Source organism: Mesorhizobium sp. M0751, assembly GCF_040320265.1.
Taxonomy (GTDB): Bacteria; Pseudomonadota; Alphaproteobacteria; order Rhizobiales; family Rhizobiaceae; genus Mesorhizobium.
On record NZ_JAMYPH010000022.1, the window covers coordinates 58,186 to 72,211 of the forward strand.

16 protein-coding genes are annotated in these 14,026 nt (G+C 60.5%); 5 read left to right on the top strand and 11 right to left on the bottom strand.

Annotated features, from left to right (window positions below; translation table 11 throughout):
* Nucleotides 1–17 precede the first annotated feature (17 nt).
* The 6 genes from NKI19_RS27050 to NKI19_RS27075 all read right to left on the bottom strand — a co-directional run bounded on the left by NKI19_RS27050 (nucleotide 18) and on the right by NKI19_RS27075 (nucleotide 6,035).
* Nucleotides 18–866: an ABC transporter permease gene (locus NKI19_RS27050; protein ID WP_352567027.1), complete on the bottom strand. Its 849-nt coding sequence runs from the start codon at nucleotides 864–866 to the stop codon at nucleotides 18–20.
* Nucleotides 867–891: 25 nt separating this feature from the next.
* A complete protein-coding gene (locus tag NKI19_RS27055) occupies nucleotides 892–2,241 on the bottom strand; it encodes an LLM class flavin-dependent oxidoreductase (RefSeq protein WP_352567026.1) in 1,350 nt (449 codons plus the stop codon).
* Between the two features lie 48 nt (nucleotides 2,242–2,289).
* Complete coding sequence (locus tag NKI19_RS27060) at nucleotides 2,290–3,222, bottom strand: TauD/TfdA dioxygenase family protein (RefSeq protein WP_352567024.1); 933 nt, start codon at nucleotides 3,220–3,222, stop codon at nucleotides 2,290–2,292.
* Nucleotides 3,223–3,301: 79 nt separating this feature from the next.
* Nucleotides 3,302–3,943, bottom strand: a complete 642-nt coding sequence (gene msuE, locus NKI19_RS27065) for an FMN reductase (protein ID WP_352567022.1) — start codon at nucleotides 3,941–3,943, stop codon at nucleotides 3,302–3,304.
* Nucleotides 3,944–4,313: 370 nt separating this feature from the next.
* A complete protein-coding gene (locus tag NKI19_RS27070; protein ID WP_352567020.1) occupies nucleotides 4,314–5,066 on the bottom strand; it encodes a DUF7146 domain-containing protein in 753 nt (250 codons plus the stop codon).
* A gap of 627 nt (nucleotides 5,067–5,693) precedes the next feature.
* A complete protein-coding gene (locus NKI19_RS27075; RefSeq protein WP_352567018.1) occupies nucleotides 5,694–6,035 on the bottom strand; it encodes a hypothetical protein in 342 nt (113 codons plus the stop codon).
* Between the two features lie 631 nt (nucleotides 6,036–6,666).
* Between NKI19_RS27075 and NKI19_RS27080 the strand changes: the two genes are divergently transcribed.
* Together NKI19_RS27080 and NKI19_RS27085 are read left to right on the top strand one after the other, a co-directional pair.
* Complete coding sequence (locus tag NKI19_RS27080) at nucleotides 6,667–7,119, top strand: helix-turn-helix domain-containing protein (RefSeq protein WP_352567017.1); 453 nt, start codon at nucleotides 6,667–6,669, stop codon at nucleotides 7,117–7,119.
* 144 nt (nucleotides 7,120–7,263) lie between these two features.
* The gene (locus NKI19_RS27085; protein WP_352567015.1) at nucleotides 7,264–7,596 is read left to right on the top strand and encodes a hypothetical protein; all 333 of its coding nucleotides are present in this window, start codon (nucleotides 7,264–7,266) and stop codon (nucleotides 7,594–7,596) included.
* Between the two features lie 45 nt (nucleotides 7,597–7,641).
* On the opposite strand, the gene NKI19_RS27090 is transcribed toward NKI19_RS27085, so the two are convergent.
* The 3 genes from NKI19_RS27090 to NKI19_RS27100 are packed head-to-tail and all read right to left on the bottom strand — an operon-like array spanning nucleotide 7,642 to nucleotide 9,500.
* Entirely contained in the window at nucleotides 7,642–8,340 is a 699-nt protein-coding gene (locus NKI19_RS27090; RefSeq protein WP_198022223.1) for a transglycosylase SLT domain-containing protein, read from the bottom strand.
* Between the two features lies 1 nt (nucleotide 8,341).
* Nucleotides 8,342–8,851 carry a hypothetical protein gene (locus NKI19_RS27095; RefSeq protein WP_155924265.1) on the bottom strand — a complete coding sequence of 170 codons (510 nt, stop codon included), beginning with the start codon at nucleotides 8,849–8,851 and terminating at the stop codon, nucleotides 8,342–8,344.
* Nucleotides 8,852–8,909: 58 nt separating this feature from the next.
* Complete coding sequence (locus tag NKI19_RS27100; protein ID WP_352567012.1) at nucleotides 8,910–9,500, bottom strand: hypothetical protein; 591 nt, start codon at nucleotides 9,498–9,500, stop codon at nucleotides 8,910–8,912.
* A gap of 67 nt (nucleotides 9,501–9,567) precedes the next feature.
* On the opposite strand from NKI19_RS27100, the gene NKI19_RS27105 reads away from it, so the two are divergent.
* Together NKI19_RS27105 and NKI19_RS27110 are read left to right on the top strand one after the other, a co-directional pair.
* Nucleotides 9,568–10,638 (top strand): acyltransferase family protein, encoded by a 1,071-nt coding sequence (locus tag NKI19_RS27105; RefSeq protein ID WP_352567011.1) that lies wholly within the window; start codon nucleotides 9,568–9,570, stop codon nucleotides 10,636–10,638.
* Complete coding sequence (locus tag NKI19_RS27110) at nucleotides 10,635–10,913, top strand: hypothetical protein (RefSeq protein ID WP_352567009.1); 279 nt, start codon at nucleotides 10,635–10,637, stop codon at nucleotides 10,911–10,913. Before NKI19_RS27105 ends, NKI19_RS27110 begins: the two co-directional genes overlap by 4 nt.
* Before the next feature lie 526 nt (nucleotides 10,914–11,439).
* Here NKI19_RS27110 and NKI19_RS27115 read toward each other — a convergent pair.
* Together NKI19_RS27115 and NKI19_RS27120 are read right to left on the bottom strand one after the other, a co-directional pair.
* Nucleotides 11,440–11,778: a hypothetical protein gene (locus NKI19_RS27115; RefSeq protein WP_246592087.1), complete on the bottom strand. Its 339-nt coding sequence runs from the start codon at nucleotides 11,776–11,778 to the stop codon at nucleotides 11,440–11,442.
* Between the two features lie 280 nt (nucleotides 11,779–12,058).
* Nucleotides 12,059–12,457 carry a hypothetical protein gene (locus tag NKI19_RS27120; RefSeq protein ID WP_352567007.1) on the bottom strand — a complete coding sequence of 133 codons (399 nt, stop codon included), beginning with the start codon at nucleotides 12,455–12,457 and terminating at the stop codon, nucleotides 12,059–12,061.
* A 726-nt stretch (nucleotides 12,458–13,183) separates the two neighbouring features.
* Here NKI19_RS27120 and NKI19_RS27125 point away from each other — a divergent pair.
* On the top strand, nucleotides 13,184–13,921 hold the full coding sequence (locus NKI19_RS27125) for a helix-turn-helix transcriptional regulator (RefSeq protein ID WP_352567005.1): 738 nt from the start codon (nucleotides 13,184–13,186) through the stop codon (nucleotides 13,919–13,921).
* Nucleotides 13,922–14,026: the final 105 nt, after the last annotated feature.

Genomic DNA, 14,026 nt, shown 5'->3' on the forward strand with positions numbered 1-14,026 from the left:
GTTGAGTTGGGAGCTGCTCAGTTGACTGGATTGCTCCAGCGGCAGAGACGCCGCTGCAGCGCGACCAGCGCCTGGTTGGCGATCAGGCCAAGCCCGGCGAGGATGACGATTGCCGCAAACATCAGCGGGATCTGGAAATTGTACTGCGCGTTCATCACCTGGAAGCCGATGCCCTTGTTTGCGCCGATCATCTCGGACGCGATCAGGAGCAGCAGCGCGGTGGTGGCGCTCAGCCGCAGACCGACGAAGATCGACGGCACGGCGCCCGGCAGCACGACGCGGCGAAACACGGTGAGCCGGCTCGCGCCGTAGACACGGGCCATTTCGAGCAGCTTGGGATCGACTTCCTTGACGCCGCTGGTGGTGTTGAGCAGCAGCGGAAACAGCGTTGCCCAGAAGATGACGAAGATCTTCGAGGTTTCGCCCAGCCCCAAGAGCAGGATGAACACCGGGTAAAGCGCCAGCGCCGAAGTCTGCCGAAATACTTGCAGGATCGGATCGAGCGCTGTTTCGACCGGACGCACCTGGCCCATGAACAGGCCGAGCGGGATGGCGACCGCAACTGCTGCCGCAAAGGCAATGCCGGCGCGCTGCAGGCTGATGGCGATGTCGCCGAGCAGGCTGCCGCCGGCAAGCCCCTTCCAGAGCGCGGTGATGATCATGTCGATCGGCGGCAGCACCGCCGCGTTGACCCATCCGACGCTGCTCGCCACCTGCCAGAGCGCCAGGAAACCGACAAGCACACCGTAGCGCGACAGGAAGCGGACAGCCGCCCTGCCGCCGAGGCGGAGAAAGTCGTGGCCGAGCTCTGTCTCGCTGCGACTGGCGCGGATCGTGATCGGCCGATCGATGTGCTGCAATGTCATGGCGTCATCCCTTCAGCTACGAGGATCATTCGGCGGCAAGGACGGTCGAGCGGGCGACGGTCCATGGATTTTCCGGCCGCCTGAGGCCGAGATTCTCGCGCAGGGTGCGGCCTTCATACGCCGTGCGGAACAAGCCGCGCCGTTGCAGTTCGGGAATGACCAGGTCGACGAAATCGTCGAGCGCACCGGGCAGCCAGGGCGGCAGGATGTTGAAGCCGTCGGCCGCCTCGCTGGTGAACCATTCTTCCAGCTGGTCGGCGACCTGGGTGGCGCTGCCGATGACTGTGTAGTGGCCTCGCGCCGTCGCCACCCACTGGTAGAGCTGGCGGATGGTGAAGTTGTGCTCGTCGGCAATCTGGCGGATCAGCGCCTGACGGCTCTTCATGCCTTCAGTTTCCTTGCTCGGCGGCAGCGGGCCGTCGAGCGGGTAGCCACGGATGTCGAGCGTCTGGCCGGCAAGTCCGTTGAGCAGCGCAACACCGTCCTCGGGCAGGATGAGGTCGTTGAGCTGCTGATACTTGGCGCGTGCTTCTTCCGTTGTGCGGCCGACGAAGGGCGCCACGCCTGGCATGATCAGCACCTGGTCGGGATCGCGACCGACAGCCGCCACGCGCGCCTTGATGTCGCGGTAGAATTCCTGCGCCGTCTCGAGCTTCTGATGAGCGGTGAAGATCACCTCGGCCGAGTGCGCGGCAAGCCGGCGTCCATCCTCGGACTGCCCGGCTTGTACGACAACCGGATGTCCCTGCACCGGGCGGGGCACGTTGAGCGGACCCTTGACGCTGAAATGCTCGCCCTTGTGGTCGATGTCGTGCAGTCTGTCCTTGTCGTAGAAGCGGCCCGACTGCTTGTCGCGGATGAAGGCGTCATCCTCCCAGCTGTCCCACAGCGCCTTGACGGTCTCGACATGCTCATGCGCCCGCGCATAGCGCTCGGCATGGTTGGGCTGGACGTCGCGGTTGAAATTGCGCGCGGTTTCGTCGCCGGCCGACGTCACCACATTCCAGCCGGCGCGGCCGTTCGACAATAGGTCGAGCGAGGCGAATTTGCGCGCCAGCGTGTAGGGCTCTTCATAGGTGGTGGAGGCGGTGGCGATGAAGCCGAGATGCGTGGTCAGCGGCGCCAGCGCTGCAAACAGCGTCACCGGCTCGAAGCCGGCGATCTTGCCGTTGCCGCCTTCACGGGCGCCAAGGCCGACCGTCAGATTATCGGCCAGGAAATAGGCATCGAACAGGCCCCGCTCGGCGGTCAGCGCCAGTTGCTTGTGGAACTCGAAATTGGTGGCGCCGTCGGCCGGCGCGTCTGGATGGCGCCAGGCGGCGATATGCTGGCCGCCGCCGGGCAGGAAGGCGCCAAGCTTGATCTGTCTGGGCATTATCAAATTCCCTCTTGTCGCATCAGTTGAAGAGACGTCCCCTCGTGTTCAGGCCGCCTTGATCCTCCCCGGCTTGGCTGCCTTGGTGCGGGAGACGCTGCGTCGTCCGTCGACCGCGACCGGCACGTCACCGTCGACAGTGGCGCGGTGGACGACCCGGCGCTGATCGCCGTAGTCGTTGACGGCGTAGTGCTGCGTGGCGCGGTTGTCCCAGATCGCCACATCACCCTGCTGCCAACGCCAGCGAACGGTGTTCTCCGGTGCGGTAACGTAGGATTGGAACAACTCGTAGACTCGGTGGAAGTCGCTTCTGGACAGGCCGACGAACCGCTGCACGAAATTGCCGAGTAGGAGGGTGCGCTCACCGGTCTCCGGATGAACCCGCACAACCGGGTGTTCGGTCTCGTAGATCGTAGAAGTAAACACCTCGTCGAAGTGTTTTGTTTCCGCCTCTGTCGCCCGCGGTCGCACCGCCGCGTAGTCGTAGGCGTTGCTGTGGACCGCCCAAAGATCGTCGGCGAGGCGCTTGAGCGTTGGCGGCAAAGTCTCATAGGCGGCGGCGGTATTCGACCAGATCGTGTCGCCACCGGCCGAAGGAATGACCACGCCGCGCAGGACCGAGAATTTTGGATAGCCGTCGACGAACGTAACGTCGGTGTGCCACTGATCGGCGCGCCCGCCGCCGCGACTTGAATCGAGTTCGAGGATTGAGGCCGTGCCGACGATTGCCCCTTGGGTCGGATGCGCAACCAAATCGCCGAGCCGCTGGGCGAAACGCTCCTGCTCGGCATCGTCAAGGTGCCCCTGGTCGCGGAAGAACACGACCTTATGGCGCAGCAGAAGCTGGTTGATCGCCGCCACAACAGCATGGGGTAGATCACCGGATAGACGAACGTTGCTGATCTCTGCGCCGACGCGTGCTGTGAGGGGAGCAACATCGGCTTCCGGAATGGTTGCATCAATGAAAGCAGGCTTGGTCATGGGTAGTCTCCAGGCGGATTGAGTTTGTGGCGGCGGCTGACGATTTCTCGAAGACCCAGACAGGGCTGGAGGAGGCGCTTCAGCCGAGATTTGCGTTAGAAACCCGGTTCGAAGCGCGCCACTGCCCGCGGGCGATAGCAATGTCCGCCTGAGGCGCGTCGGAATCCGAAACCAACTGGTCTCGAGTTCGCGACGCCAGATAGGGCGCGAATTGCCCGATCGCACGATCGAGCCGATCGGCCAGTGTCGGGGAGACGGAGGTTTGGTCGACGAAGTCGCGCTCTGAAGCATAGATCCCTGTCGCCAGCGTTCGTGCCTCGAAGAACCCGAAGAGCGGCCGTAGCTGATGCTCGACAATCAACGCGTGTCGGTCTCCGCCGCCGGTCGCGGCCAGAAGTACCGGTTTGCCTATGAAGGCGGTGGGCTCCAGCAGATCGATGAAATGCTTGAAGAGGCCAGCGTAACTACCTTTGTAGACCGGGCTTGCGACGATCAGTGCTTCGGCTTGCAGGAGATGGTCAACAAGTCTCCTTGCCTTCGTGTCCAGATCGGAGAGGCGGTGCGCGGCGCCGAGCGAAGGCAGGAACTGGCCAATATGTATGACCTCGAAGCTTCTCTCATATTGCTGCGCCGTCCGCCTCGCTATCTCTTCGACCAAAGCGCGCGTGCGGGAAGGAGAACTGAAACTGCCGGAAAATCCGACGATTGCGGGTCTGGTCATTTGGTCCTGTCCCTCTCCTTGAAACTGCGGGCCGCAGCCGCGACAAGGGGACAGAATAGTTATGTATATAAAATCTATAGAGAAAGCGAATTGCGTATTTTTGGCGGCTTGTAAAATTCCCTTCCTCCGCTTTTGGCGTTTGTGAGTTCTCCTTGAGCGACTGTGCAGCGAGGCGGGTTAGCGCCTTCACCGAGTGGTCGACAGTATCCTCTGACGGAAGACTTCGGCGCCGGTCTTCTGAAGCCAAGGGTTGGGTGTCGAGTAGAGATAGGCGCGTACCTGGGTGCCGGTTCTAGATGCTCGAAGGCACCCTTCGCCAGAACAAGTGGTGCCAAATTTGTGATCAAAGTTGATGGCAAGTTGGCCCGGTTCAGGTGTCTGCGCCGAGTGTTTCGCGCAGCAGAAGATCCAAGGGTAGGGTCTCGGGAGTCGGATCGTCCTCCCACAGCTTCGCGAAATCCCGGTCGTCGGGCGGTCTGTGAATGAGGACCTGGCGCTCAGGGTTGGCTTCGCGAACGCGTTCGGCCGCGCTGACGCCGGGCTTGTCCGGATCGGCGAAGACGACGATCCGCTGTACGCATTCGGGCAGCTGAAGAAATGGCAAACGTGGTGCTCCCAGTGAGCACCAGACGGGCAAGCCGTATCGCAGCATTACGGCATGGCCGGTCTCATAGCCTTCGGCAATACCAAGGACGTCGGCCGCTGGGGCGAGCCGCAAGGCAAAGCCCCGGCTCGGGCCGATGATGCGGCGTGGCTCGTCCAGCGCCGCCTTTTCTGGTCGTGTCGGGTGCAAGAGGGTGAGCTGCACCGAACAGATCGAACGGTCTGGGGCCTGCAGAGCAGCCACCAGCGCGGGAAAGCGGTTCTTTCCCAACCGATAACCCGGCAGAAAGCGCAAAGTTGGCAACGTCGCCGGCAGACGGCGAGAGGCAAGATAAGCTTCGCCGTGCGTGCCGGCGAGCGCAATCGCTCTCGACCAGAGCGCGAGCGCGTCCGCTGCTGTGGTTTTGGGCGCCGCCGGACGAACACGACGCAGAGGCTCGGCCGCGCGCTTCGACAAATCCAGGTCCGCAATGGCGGTCTCGATGTCGACGGGATCGCAGCCTGCAAAGCAGTACAGCATAAGACGATAATCCCCGTCACGAACAGAGAGGGAGGGATGGCGGTCGCCTTTCCCTTGCCCGTGACTTGGTACTGGGCAACGGCACAAGTAGCTCCCGCGCGCCGGAAACCCTCCTAAAGCGCGATATACCTGCGCAGCGTTTGGCCACGACACCTTTGTCATGGACCTGACAATGCCGCCAAGCCGCTATCGAATCAATAGAATAATCTAATAGCGCGTTAAACATTCCTGGCGAAATAGCGGGGCGTTTCAAGGGCCAGGACTTAGCCGTCCTGACGGCAGGGTCGCCTCGGCCAGGTAGCCCAAGCCTGCATCGCTGAAAGCGCGATTCGAAAACACTCGAGGTTGGCGACCAGAAGCCGCTGCATGAGGTAATTACGAGAAGCATTTGCGCGTGAACCGCAGCATGGTGATGTCTGCGCAGCAGGCGCGCAACCCGACCTTCAGACGATCGGCACATTGGCGGCGTTCCTGGGCGTCTCCAGTCTGGGCCTTTTGGGAATTCGGGACGCTGCCTTGCGCAAGCCTCGAATCATTTGGGGCTACCGAATCAGGAGATCACAGACCTGGCGGAATAGCAGGATCGTCTGTGTGCGTGATTGAGCAGATCCTGGCAAGGAGAGCCTGTTAGAGTTTGAAGCGGCCAAGGCGCTGATCGTTGACGCGGTACTGCCAGGCCAGTTTCGGATCCTGGGGGTTGACGCCGGACGTTGACCAAGCGGAGCGCTCGAACTTTGCAGCGTCATGCAAAGAAAGATCGTCATCACAGCGCGACAGTTGTAACGACGAGCGAAGACGATGACGTCCGATACTGTGGGTTAGAAATTTGATGGCACAGACGGCGGCGAGGGACAGGATCAAGAAAGCAGTGGAAAAGCTGAGCATGCGAAGGCCGGCTTCCTGATCGGGCAGGGCGAAGAAAGCGAGCACGCCGCCGGCGAAAATTGCGAACGCGAACCTCATGAACATGACAGCAAGTCTCCTATTTCGATGTCGATCATTATAATATCACAGAATGATCGTCATTATATTGATCAATGGAGATAGGATGACCCCTCATGGATCAAGCGTTTTCGAAGGCTGGGGGCATGGTGCCGTTTTTGGCGGTATCGGCTTCAGAGTATTACCCGGCGCCATTTCCATCTCGAACAGGCATAGAGATTGGTTCCGGGGCAAGCCTTGCGGCCCCGTCTCAGAGCGTAATCGCCAGAACCACGGGCGTCGAGGTCTCGCATGTGGTCGACCTGAACCAGGTCATACGAAGTGGTCGGGCAACGATTGCAGGGCCTGCCTGCCGCAAGGGCGGAGATCAGGGTTGTCCCTCCAGATGAGGTGGCACACGACAAAATCATTAGTAAGAGGGCCCGCGACATCCAATCGGATTCATTTAATTATTCATTTTCAACAGGGCATGCAGATCGTCAAATGCTATCGTGCGTCTGGAACGATTGCTGTACGCCGTCACTTTGCGGGAGGATGGGGAGGATGCCGCGACACTTTAATAGGGCAATGAGTTATCGTTTCGGCTACAAGCCCTGAGCACTAGACATTCTGCAAAAAAATGGCCGTCATATTCCGACCGATAAGCAGGGGGGCAGCTGTGCCGATATTTAAAAACAAGACAGAAGACAGCGATGGTTGGCTTTCGATCCTGCTCGCGCTGCGACTTCGCCAAATCGAGAACGAGTACCCGGACTATGCGAGTTTTGCCGACGCTACGGGGCTATCGCGCGGCACGCTCTACCAGTTGCGGGCGGGGAAGGGGAACCCGACATTGGTCACCTTGGAGCGGCTGGCGCGACACCTCAAGGTTCCGGTGTGGACGCTCATTGGTCGGACTGGTGACGACGACAGCGTGAAGCGGGACATCGAGACCTTCGGCTTCAGCTTCACCGAGATTGCGCGGCATATTGAGGCCACGCGTGCTGTGAAGCGCTCGATGACGGAGTTCAGTGGTGTTCCTTCTTTGAAAGAGGCAGCCAGCCCCGCTGGGGCAACCTCCGAGAAGAAGCGGCTGCCTCCAGCCAAAAAGGGACGCAGGGCAAACCAGTAGATACAAGAAAAGTAGAAGATGCTAAACTACCAGCGTAGATTCATTTGCTACGATTGGCAGAAAATCTATTGTATATTGCTTTGACTCGCACCAAGAAATCCGCCAGCGTCGATGCAAAGGCATCATTTTGCTGAAGGGTTCACGATGCAAGCGAATATCTGGCAAGTCGCAGGAGACAATGCGCTCTATAGGGAAGTGGCGGCGTTTGTCGATTGCCACCCGAAACCATGGGTGGAAGAGGTTTCGGAATTTCTGCGGAAGAAAGGCAAGCCCGAGACGATCACCTTGGTGATCGGACAGTTCATCGTGGCGGCTCTGTTCGAAGGACAATACGCGGATCTGCTGTACTGGTCGCTGGTTGCGGCCGAAGTGAACTGCGTTGTGATGGAGCAATGGCCTGATGATGTGCGCCAGGAGTTGGCAAGCCATCTGAAACGGGGATTTGTAAAGCTCTCGTCGCGCAATCTCTCCCATTGAAGGCGGCGGGCCGACGGGGGCATGGCCCTCAATGGGGAGACGGCGTCACACCTGACCAGGGGCAACGTTGATGTCGCTGCCGGCGGGACCGGGAGCGGATGAAGCGAGTTTTGTGTCACCACCGTTGGGCGTCGGAAAGTCGCCTGGTCCCATTTGGCAGACCGCTTGCGCGCCGCATCCCTGAGGAATGGATTGGCCGGCGGAATTGAGGGCGGCATAGCGGCGGTTTACGTCGTTCGTCCAGTTACGGCGCTGGCTTTCAGTGCTGCCGTTGTAACGATCGGCGAGGCAGCGAATACTTGACGTGCCGCCGCACGATTTGACGGCATCGCGAAGCGTCAGTACGCCGCCTTCAATGTTTTCCGACAAGATGCCCCGATCCATTCCGTAGGCCCGGCCGGTCGCCCCCGTAAGCTGCATCGGTCCAAGAACGCCACTGAAGGAGCCGGCACATGCTGACATCGCGCCTTCGTGAGCGGACACGGCAAGAGCGAGCTTGGGATCAACGCCATACTTGTTGGCGGCGTCGACAATCATATTGGCGATGTTCGGGCTGCGCTCCATCATCTCTTGCGTGGGCGGATAGCTCGGCAGACCCGCTCCGTTCGTACAAAGGGAACGCAAGGTTGTGTTGTCATTGAGGTCGCAAGAATTTGCATCATGGTCAAAGGAATTCGCTTGCGAAACAGGCGCTTGTCCAACGACCAGGAGCGCGGAAAGGAGTATTGGGTAGGGACGCAGCATCTTACTTCCCCGGGCAGAAATTATAGATGGCGCCATTGATGGAGAGCGCGTCGCTGGATGGGCGCGTAATCTTCATCGGCGTGATGACCGGGGAGCTGCTGCCACGCTCTGTACATGAGGCTTGGAATGCATCGTCTGCATGACGGGTGCCTGCTATCTTGCAGGTGCTTGCGCCGACGGTGATTGCGTCGCCGTCGAACTCGGCAAGTTCGAGAGCGCCGACGCCTTGGTCGAGATCGGCACATGTGTGCGTGGACGCTACATATGATCCCTGCGGAGCCTTGAGCGGATCAAGTGCTTGCGCGATTGCCGGCCAGATCAAGACGGCTAGAGTCGCGAAGATTGTCCGGCTGGCCATGGCAGATCTCCGGAACATCATCCCGCCGTGGCCGCCGGCAGGAGCCGCGGTCAAGGCCGCGCATCGCGCGCCGTCAGGGAAGCATTGATCCGTTGGCGATGGCCGGTGGCTGGCTGGTGTCCTGAATAACGTCAGGTTCTCCGTGCCGATCATGATTGCGCTCCTTGGGGATATCGAGGTTGCCGAAACACAACGGCGTGGACTGCTTCCTCTAGGGTTGCGGGACAGGGACCCGGAATTGGCATTCCGGGGCGATTTCACCTTGGAATACGATGCCGGCGCGAATGCTTTTGGCCTGAACATCATATGCACCCATCGCACCATTCCGAGCGAGGTCGGGGCGGACGTTATTCGGTTGCGCGCCATATTCGATGAAACAGCCGGAGCCAGCGTCAGCGACCGTTGATCGGCCGTTCTGGTAGATCGCCAAGCGCATGGGGCATCGTTTCAGTGTGGCATTGCCGACAGGGTCGGTGCGGATCGGCGAGCAGCCGGTGAGCGTGTGCAGGACCGAGAGGACGACGGTTTTGGTCGGGCTGCGAACGACGATGTGACTCTCGGAAGCCGGCGCGTTGGCGACCGCAAAGCGCGTATCGCCCTTGGCCACGTAGGCGTCGTTGTTCTTCTTCAGTCGGTCGGCCCATAGGGAGGCGTAGGGCACGGCTTCCGAGTTCGGGAGCTCGAGATCGGCATAGGCGACGGCGCGCCAGGCGTTCGGATCATGCGTGAGCGACTGGGCCGAAGCGTGGGGCGCCAATCCAAGGGCAGCCGCGACTGCGACAAATGTCAGGCGTGCATGCATTCCTTGCCTCGCTTGTGTGCCCTATGATTAAATCAATGTTGTGATGATTGTCGAGCGTGATATTTGGATGGAACAACAAGCCCGCCTATCGGGGCTGGATGAATTGCGAGGCCTGGCGATCGGGCTGGTGGTGCTGTCGCATGTCGGGCCGGTCTTCGGAGAAGGCGGGACGGTCGCCGCTCTGCTGTTTGCGCCGGCTTGGAGCGTCGGGGTCGACCTGTTCTTTGTGATTTCCGGCCTGGTGGTGGAACGCTCATTGCGAAGCCTGCGCCTCGAGCGCGGTGCGCTCGAGGCGGCCTCCGCCTTCTATGTCAGGCGTGCTATGCGGATCGTGCCGCTGGCCTGGTGCGTCGGCGCCATCCTCTCGATCGGGTTGATCATCCCGGGAAGCGGCGTTGAGCCTGCAGACGCGAAGGCGGCATTCGCCTTCATCTCGAATGCGCACTGGGCGCCCTGTTTCGGGGGCGCCACAGGATGCGGGAACGCCTTTGCGTTTGGGCCATTCTGGTCGATTGCCGCCGAGATGCAATTTTATCTAGTGGCTCCGCTCCTGGTGTTCTTGCTACCGCGGCGGGCGCTCCTCGCGCTGGCCGGACTCGTTCTCGTGGTCGGGACGTTCACGCTGCGGGCCTGGGGCGGGACGCTTTGGACGTTCCGCATCGATGCAATCGCGGTCGGGCTGGCGATCGGAGCAACCATGGGCACAAGCGCATGGCCCCGTCTGGCGGAACACCTGCGGGTGATCGGCAACATGGAAGCGGCGTTCTGGATGTCGGTCGCGGCCTTCATGTTGGCGATCTTGCCGCCGGCGATGCATGGCGTGGCGACTGCCGTGCTGGCGCTGATGTGCGGGTGGATCGTGACAAGGGCGACCTTGCGGGATGATGCTGTGAACTGGCCGGGGCGGATGCTGCGCCGCTTGGGAGGCATCTCCTATGCCCTCTATCTGATCCATCTGCCGGTGCTGGCGCTGTTCAACTGGTCGCTTGGCCAATTCCTGGACGCTCCGGCGACGGCAACGCTCTCGATCGCCGTCGCGATCGGGCTGTCTCATGTGCTGACGGTGGCAATCGGAGATCCGCTCCGGCAGCTCGGCCGCCAATGGTCAAATCGAACAGTCCGGGAGGTGTTGCCGTGACGGAAGAAAATCGTCAGTGGTTGCTTGGTGGTGAAGATGTCGATCAAATTCCGCGGGGAGCGAGGGCGCTGGCGGAGCAGCTTTTGACCGAGACCGACGGCGATGCCGTGGCAGCGCTCGTCGCGGCATGCTGCGTCATTGGAGCCATGCGCTCGGCGGTATCGAGGGGTATGGTGCGCAACGGATCGCCGTCAGGGGTCGATATCGCGCAAGTGCTGGACGTGTTCGTGCGAAGCGAGCTCCCAGCAGAAGAGCAGAACCTGACCGGTAGATGACTTCGGCCGCGAAGTAGCTACCATGTTGGGGGGCTGTGCGGCCTGCCGCTCGATCCCCCGGAATGCTGAATGCACGATATCCGCAGTTTGATCTTCGTGGACGACCTTCAGCAATGCCATGCACTGACACTGATTTCGCCAGGAAAGAGATTGAACTAAAGCCTTGCGAAACGCTTTGGCCGAACGACAGGATCGGTCTCGCATAGGGAAGCATGATTTTTCGGCCGGAGGTGAGCGATGCGGCCTCCATGCGTGAAGGTCGCCATGACTGCTGGCGCGACCACACGCAATACGCTCGAAGTCGCCGAAGACGGTCGTCGCAATCTTCGAACTGGGATCTGCACGAAGAGACGCGGTGGTGAATTGGCACGCTGCGTGACGACACATCCGGAGCGTCGTAAAAGCCGCTCGCAGCGTACCTCTCATACGCCCGCGGACAATCTTGCCGACGCCGGCGCCGTTGGTTTGGCCGTCGGCTTCTGTGCGCATCTGGCCAGCCGACACGCGGCAGTGTGACGGCCGCCGCTTAGTAGCGGTCGCCGAACCAGCCCTTGCTCTTGGGCGGCGAGGGTTCCTGATAGGCCCACGGGACAGACTTGTAGGACGGCCTCGGGTCTTGGACGCGCCAAGCCTTCTGCCAGTAATAGAAATTGAGGGGTACTCGGGCGAGCACGCGACCATCGGCAGACAGGAGGTCGGAAGCGCAGGCGACGACGGGGCCGTCGTAAAATTGCACGCGGCCAGTATAGCCGTTGAGCGCTCCGGGTCGGCAGGCAAAGACGCGAACGCCTGCAGCGATCGTGTCCGGGGCTTCCGCGGGGACGGAGATCGTCTTGACGCCTTCCTTGGTGATGAGCGTGCGCACAGGCACGGAGCTCCAATGCGAGCGGCGCAGGGCGTTATTCGCCTGAGCTTCGGTTGGGTAGCCGGCTCGCCGGGTAATGACCGGCGGGAAGCGCCCCCAGTCTGGCGCATATTCTTGCCGGCTGCGACTGACCCGATCAGGCTTCCAATAGGAGTCCGTAGCCGAAACGCGGCTGGCCGAATGTGAAGCATCCGGCACTCGCTCGGCGCAACCGGCGAGCAAGGCCGCGGATGCTACGAGGTGGAGGATGTGACGAAAAGAACGCATATCGTGCTCGGGGTCATGGGTTTGCAGGTGAGAATTTCCGGTGAAGCCAAGGCATCTGGAAGGTGCTGGCCCAAATGCCGCGATGGGTTTTGCGAGCCTGACGCTCGATCTGGGCGTAGAGGGGGATGCGGCGATCGAGATCATCGGGGAGGGTGACGGCTACGCCTGCTTTCAGCCTTTCGCCGGCGACGTCGGCCATTTCGCTGGTTGCACAACGCGCGACGATGACAGCTGCGTCTTTCCGGACCGGCAAGCAGACAAGCCATTTTTTCAAGGTGGCGGTTACGAGCCATGCCATGGCGACAACGCCACAAGGCAACGCCTGCTTTCCCAGCGTCGCGGTCTGGCCCTGGTCGCAGCCGTCGACGCCGCGATAGGTGCACGAAGCAAAAGTTGATTGCTGGTTCCCCATGGATCACTCCGCTTCAGATTCATTGAGTCAGTAAACTATGTTGCAAATCGCTGTGCAAGTGTCTCTGACTCATATCCCGCGAGGGGAGGAGGGTGCTCGTATCCGGATCCGCGCCCGATGGGCCGGGCAGGGCCTCGGAGTCGACTTGACGCGTTCAGGCAATCGATACTCTGAATGCGCGCTATACCGTGGCGGTCGCAGCGGCATCCGCTGGACGAACTCAGCGGCTTCGTGGCCGGCCTTGCCTGATATCGCTGCGAGCCTTTCGAAGCCGCTGTTCGAGCGCTAAATAGCGAGCCGTAATCGAGTTCAGCTTTGTGAAAAACTGCCTGCTCTGCGCAGGCTTGCCCGGCGCAGGCGGGGGGAAGAAAGCAAAAAGAGCTTCCCGATCAGCGTCTAATTGTTTTAGCTCCGAGCAGAGACGGCAAATTTCGTGGTCGTCCGTTCCGGAACTCCGATGTGATGCACGGCGCGAGGTACGCGTAGGGTTAGTCTGCCGACCCACATCGTTCGACGAAAGTAAAATCGTATCCAAGGCGTTTCCTCCACGCCGGGTTGTGGTCATCCAATCTGGAATAATGCGGGTTGCAACCTATGTATACTGGCGGTTTTGCCTGTCACTTTTGACAGGTCGTGAGACGCTGGAATCCAGCGAGGAGCAACCTAGTTCGATAGCCGCGCGAATGGCTTGGAGAGGCGCGTCGATAGCAAGGAGGTAAGCTGGATATGGCGAGATTTGACTCAAATTTTCACGATGTGACGGAGGGTATTCACGCAGTTACCTCTGCTGCGGACGCGGCGGACCTTCTGAACACAATTGTCGAAAGTTACGGTCTTGAGACGGCGACTTTTCTTACCGTCAGGCCGGTTTACGAGGAACCGAGTAAGCCGTTCTATGTGACCACCTATTCGCCTGACTGGGTGAAACGCTACATCGAGAAGGATTTTTTCGACATCGATCCCGTGCTTCGCTATGGGCTGCGTGCTGTGAAATTGGTTGATTGGAAGGAGATCGACCTATCGGACAAGCCCGTGCGCACGTTCTTCGGTGAAGCGAGGGAACATGGTGTCGGGAAGCATGGCGTCACGTTCCCGGTTAGGGGTGTCGACGGCGACCGCGGCATTCTGACCGTGACGAGCAACGAGAACGCAGCGGCGTGGCAGACGTTTCTCAAATCCGAGGTTCGCGAGTTCCAGCATCTCGCCGGTGAATTTCACAATGCTATCGGTCGAATCCAAGGAAGGCCACGCCATCCGACGGTCTGCTCCGATAGAGAGATCGAATGCCTGAAATGGTACGCGAGGGGAGAGAAGGTCAAACGGACCGCAGAGATACTGTCGCTATCCCCTCGCACGGTCCGATTTCATCTTGATCTGGCACGGGCAAAGCTTGGTGCCAGAAGCTTGGCCCATGCGGTTGCGATCGCGGCAGAGCGCGGCCTTTTCTTTCAAAGACTGTTCTGATCGGTAGCCAAGCGCTTCGCGGGAAGCCGCCGGCAAAACTCGTTCCGTTTCGTGAAGCTGGGAATGCTAGAACGACTGGATCATGGGGAAAGAAGGGAGGCGTCG

Coding starts and splice junctions, on each gene's coding strand:
- NKI19_RS27055 (WP_352567026.1), bottom strand. CDS start 2,241: ATGCCCAGACAGATCAAGCTTGGCGCCTTCCTGCCCGGCGGCGGCCAG.
- NKI19_RS27060 (WP_352567024.1), bottom strand. CDS start 3,222: ATGACCAAGCCTGCTTTCATTGATGCAACCATTCCGGAAGCCGATGTT.
- msuE (WP_352567022.1), bottom strand. CDS start 3,943: ATGACCAGACCCGCAATCGTCGGATTTTCCGGCAGTTTCAGTTCTCCT.
- NKI19_RS27105 (WP_352567011.1), top strand. CDS start 9,568: ATGGAACAACAAGCCCGCCTATCGGGGCTGGATGAATTGCGAGGCCTG.
- NKI19_RS27090 (WP_198022223.1), bottom strand. CDS start 8,340: ATGCTGCGTCCCTACCCAATACTCCTTTCCGCGCTCCTGGTCGTTGGA.
- NKI19_RS27100 (WP_352567012.1), bottom strand. CDS start 9,500: ATGCATGCACGCCTGACATTTGTCGCAGTCGCGGCTGCCCTTGGATTG.
- NKI19_RS27075 (WP_352567018.1), bottom strand. CDS start 6,035: ATGTTCATGAGGTTCGCGTTCGCAATTTTCGCCGGCGGCGTGCTCGCT.
- NKI19_RS27085 (WP_352567015.1), top strand. CDS start 7,264: ATGCAAGCGAATATCTGGCAAGTCGCAGGAGACAATGCGCTCTATAGG.
- NKI19_RS27050 (WP_352567027.1), bottom strand. CDS start 866: ATGACATTGCAGCACATCGATCGGCCGATCACGATCCGCGCCAGTCGC.
- NKI19_RS27120 (WP_352567007.1), bottom strand. CDS start 12,457: ATGGGGAACCAGCAATCAACTTTTGCTTCGTGCACCTATCGCGGCGTC.
- NKI19_RS27125 (WP_352567005.1), top strand. CDS start 13,184: ATGGCGAGATTTGACTCAAATTTTCACGATGTGACGGAGGGTATTCAC.
- NKI19_RS27070 (WP_352567020.1), bottom strand. CDS start 5,066: ATGCTGTACTGCTTTGCAGGCTGCGATCCCGTCGACATCGAGACCGCC.
- NKI19_RS27095 (WP_155924265.1), bottom strand. CDS start 8,851: ATGATCGGCACGGAGAACCTGACGTTATTCAGGACACCAGCCAGCCAC.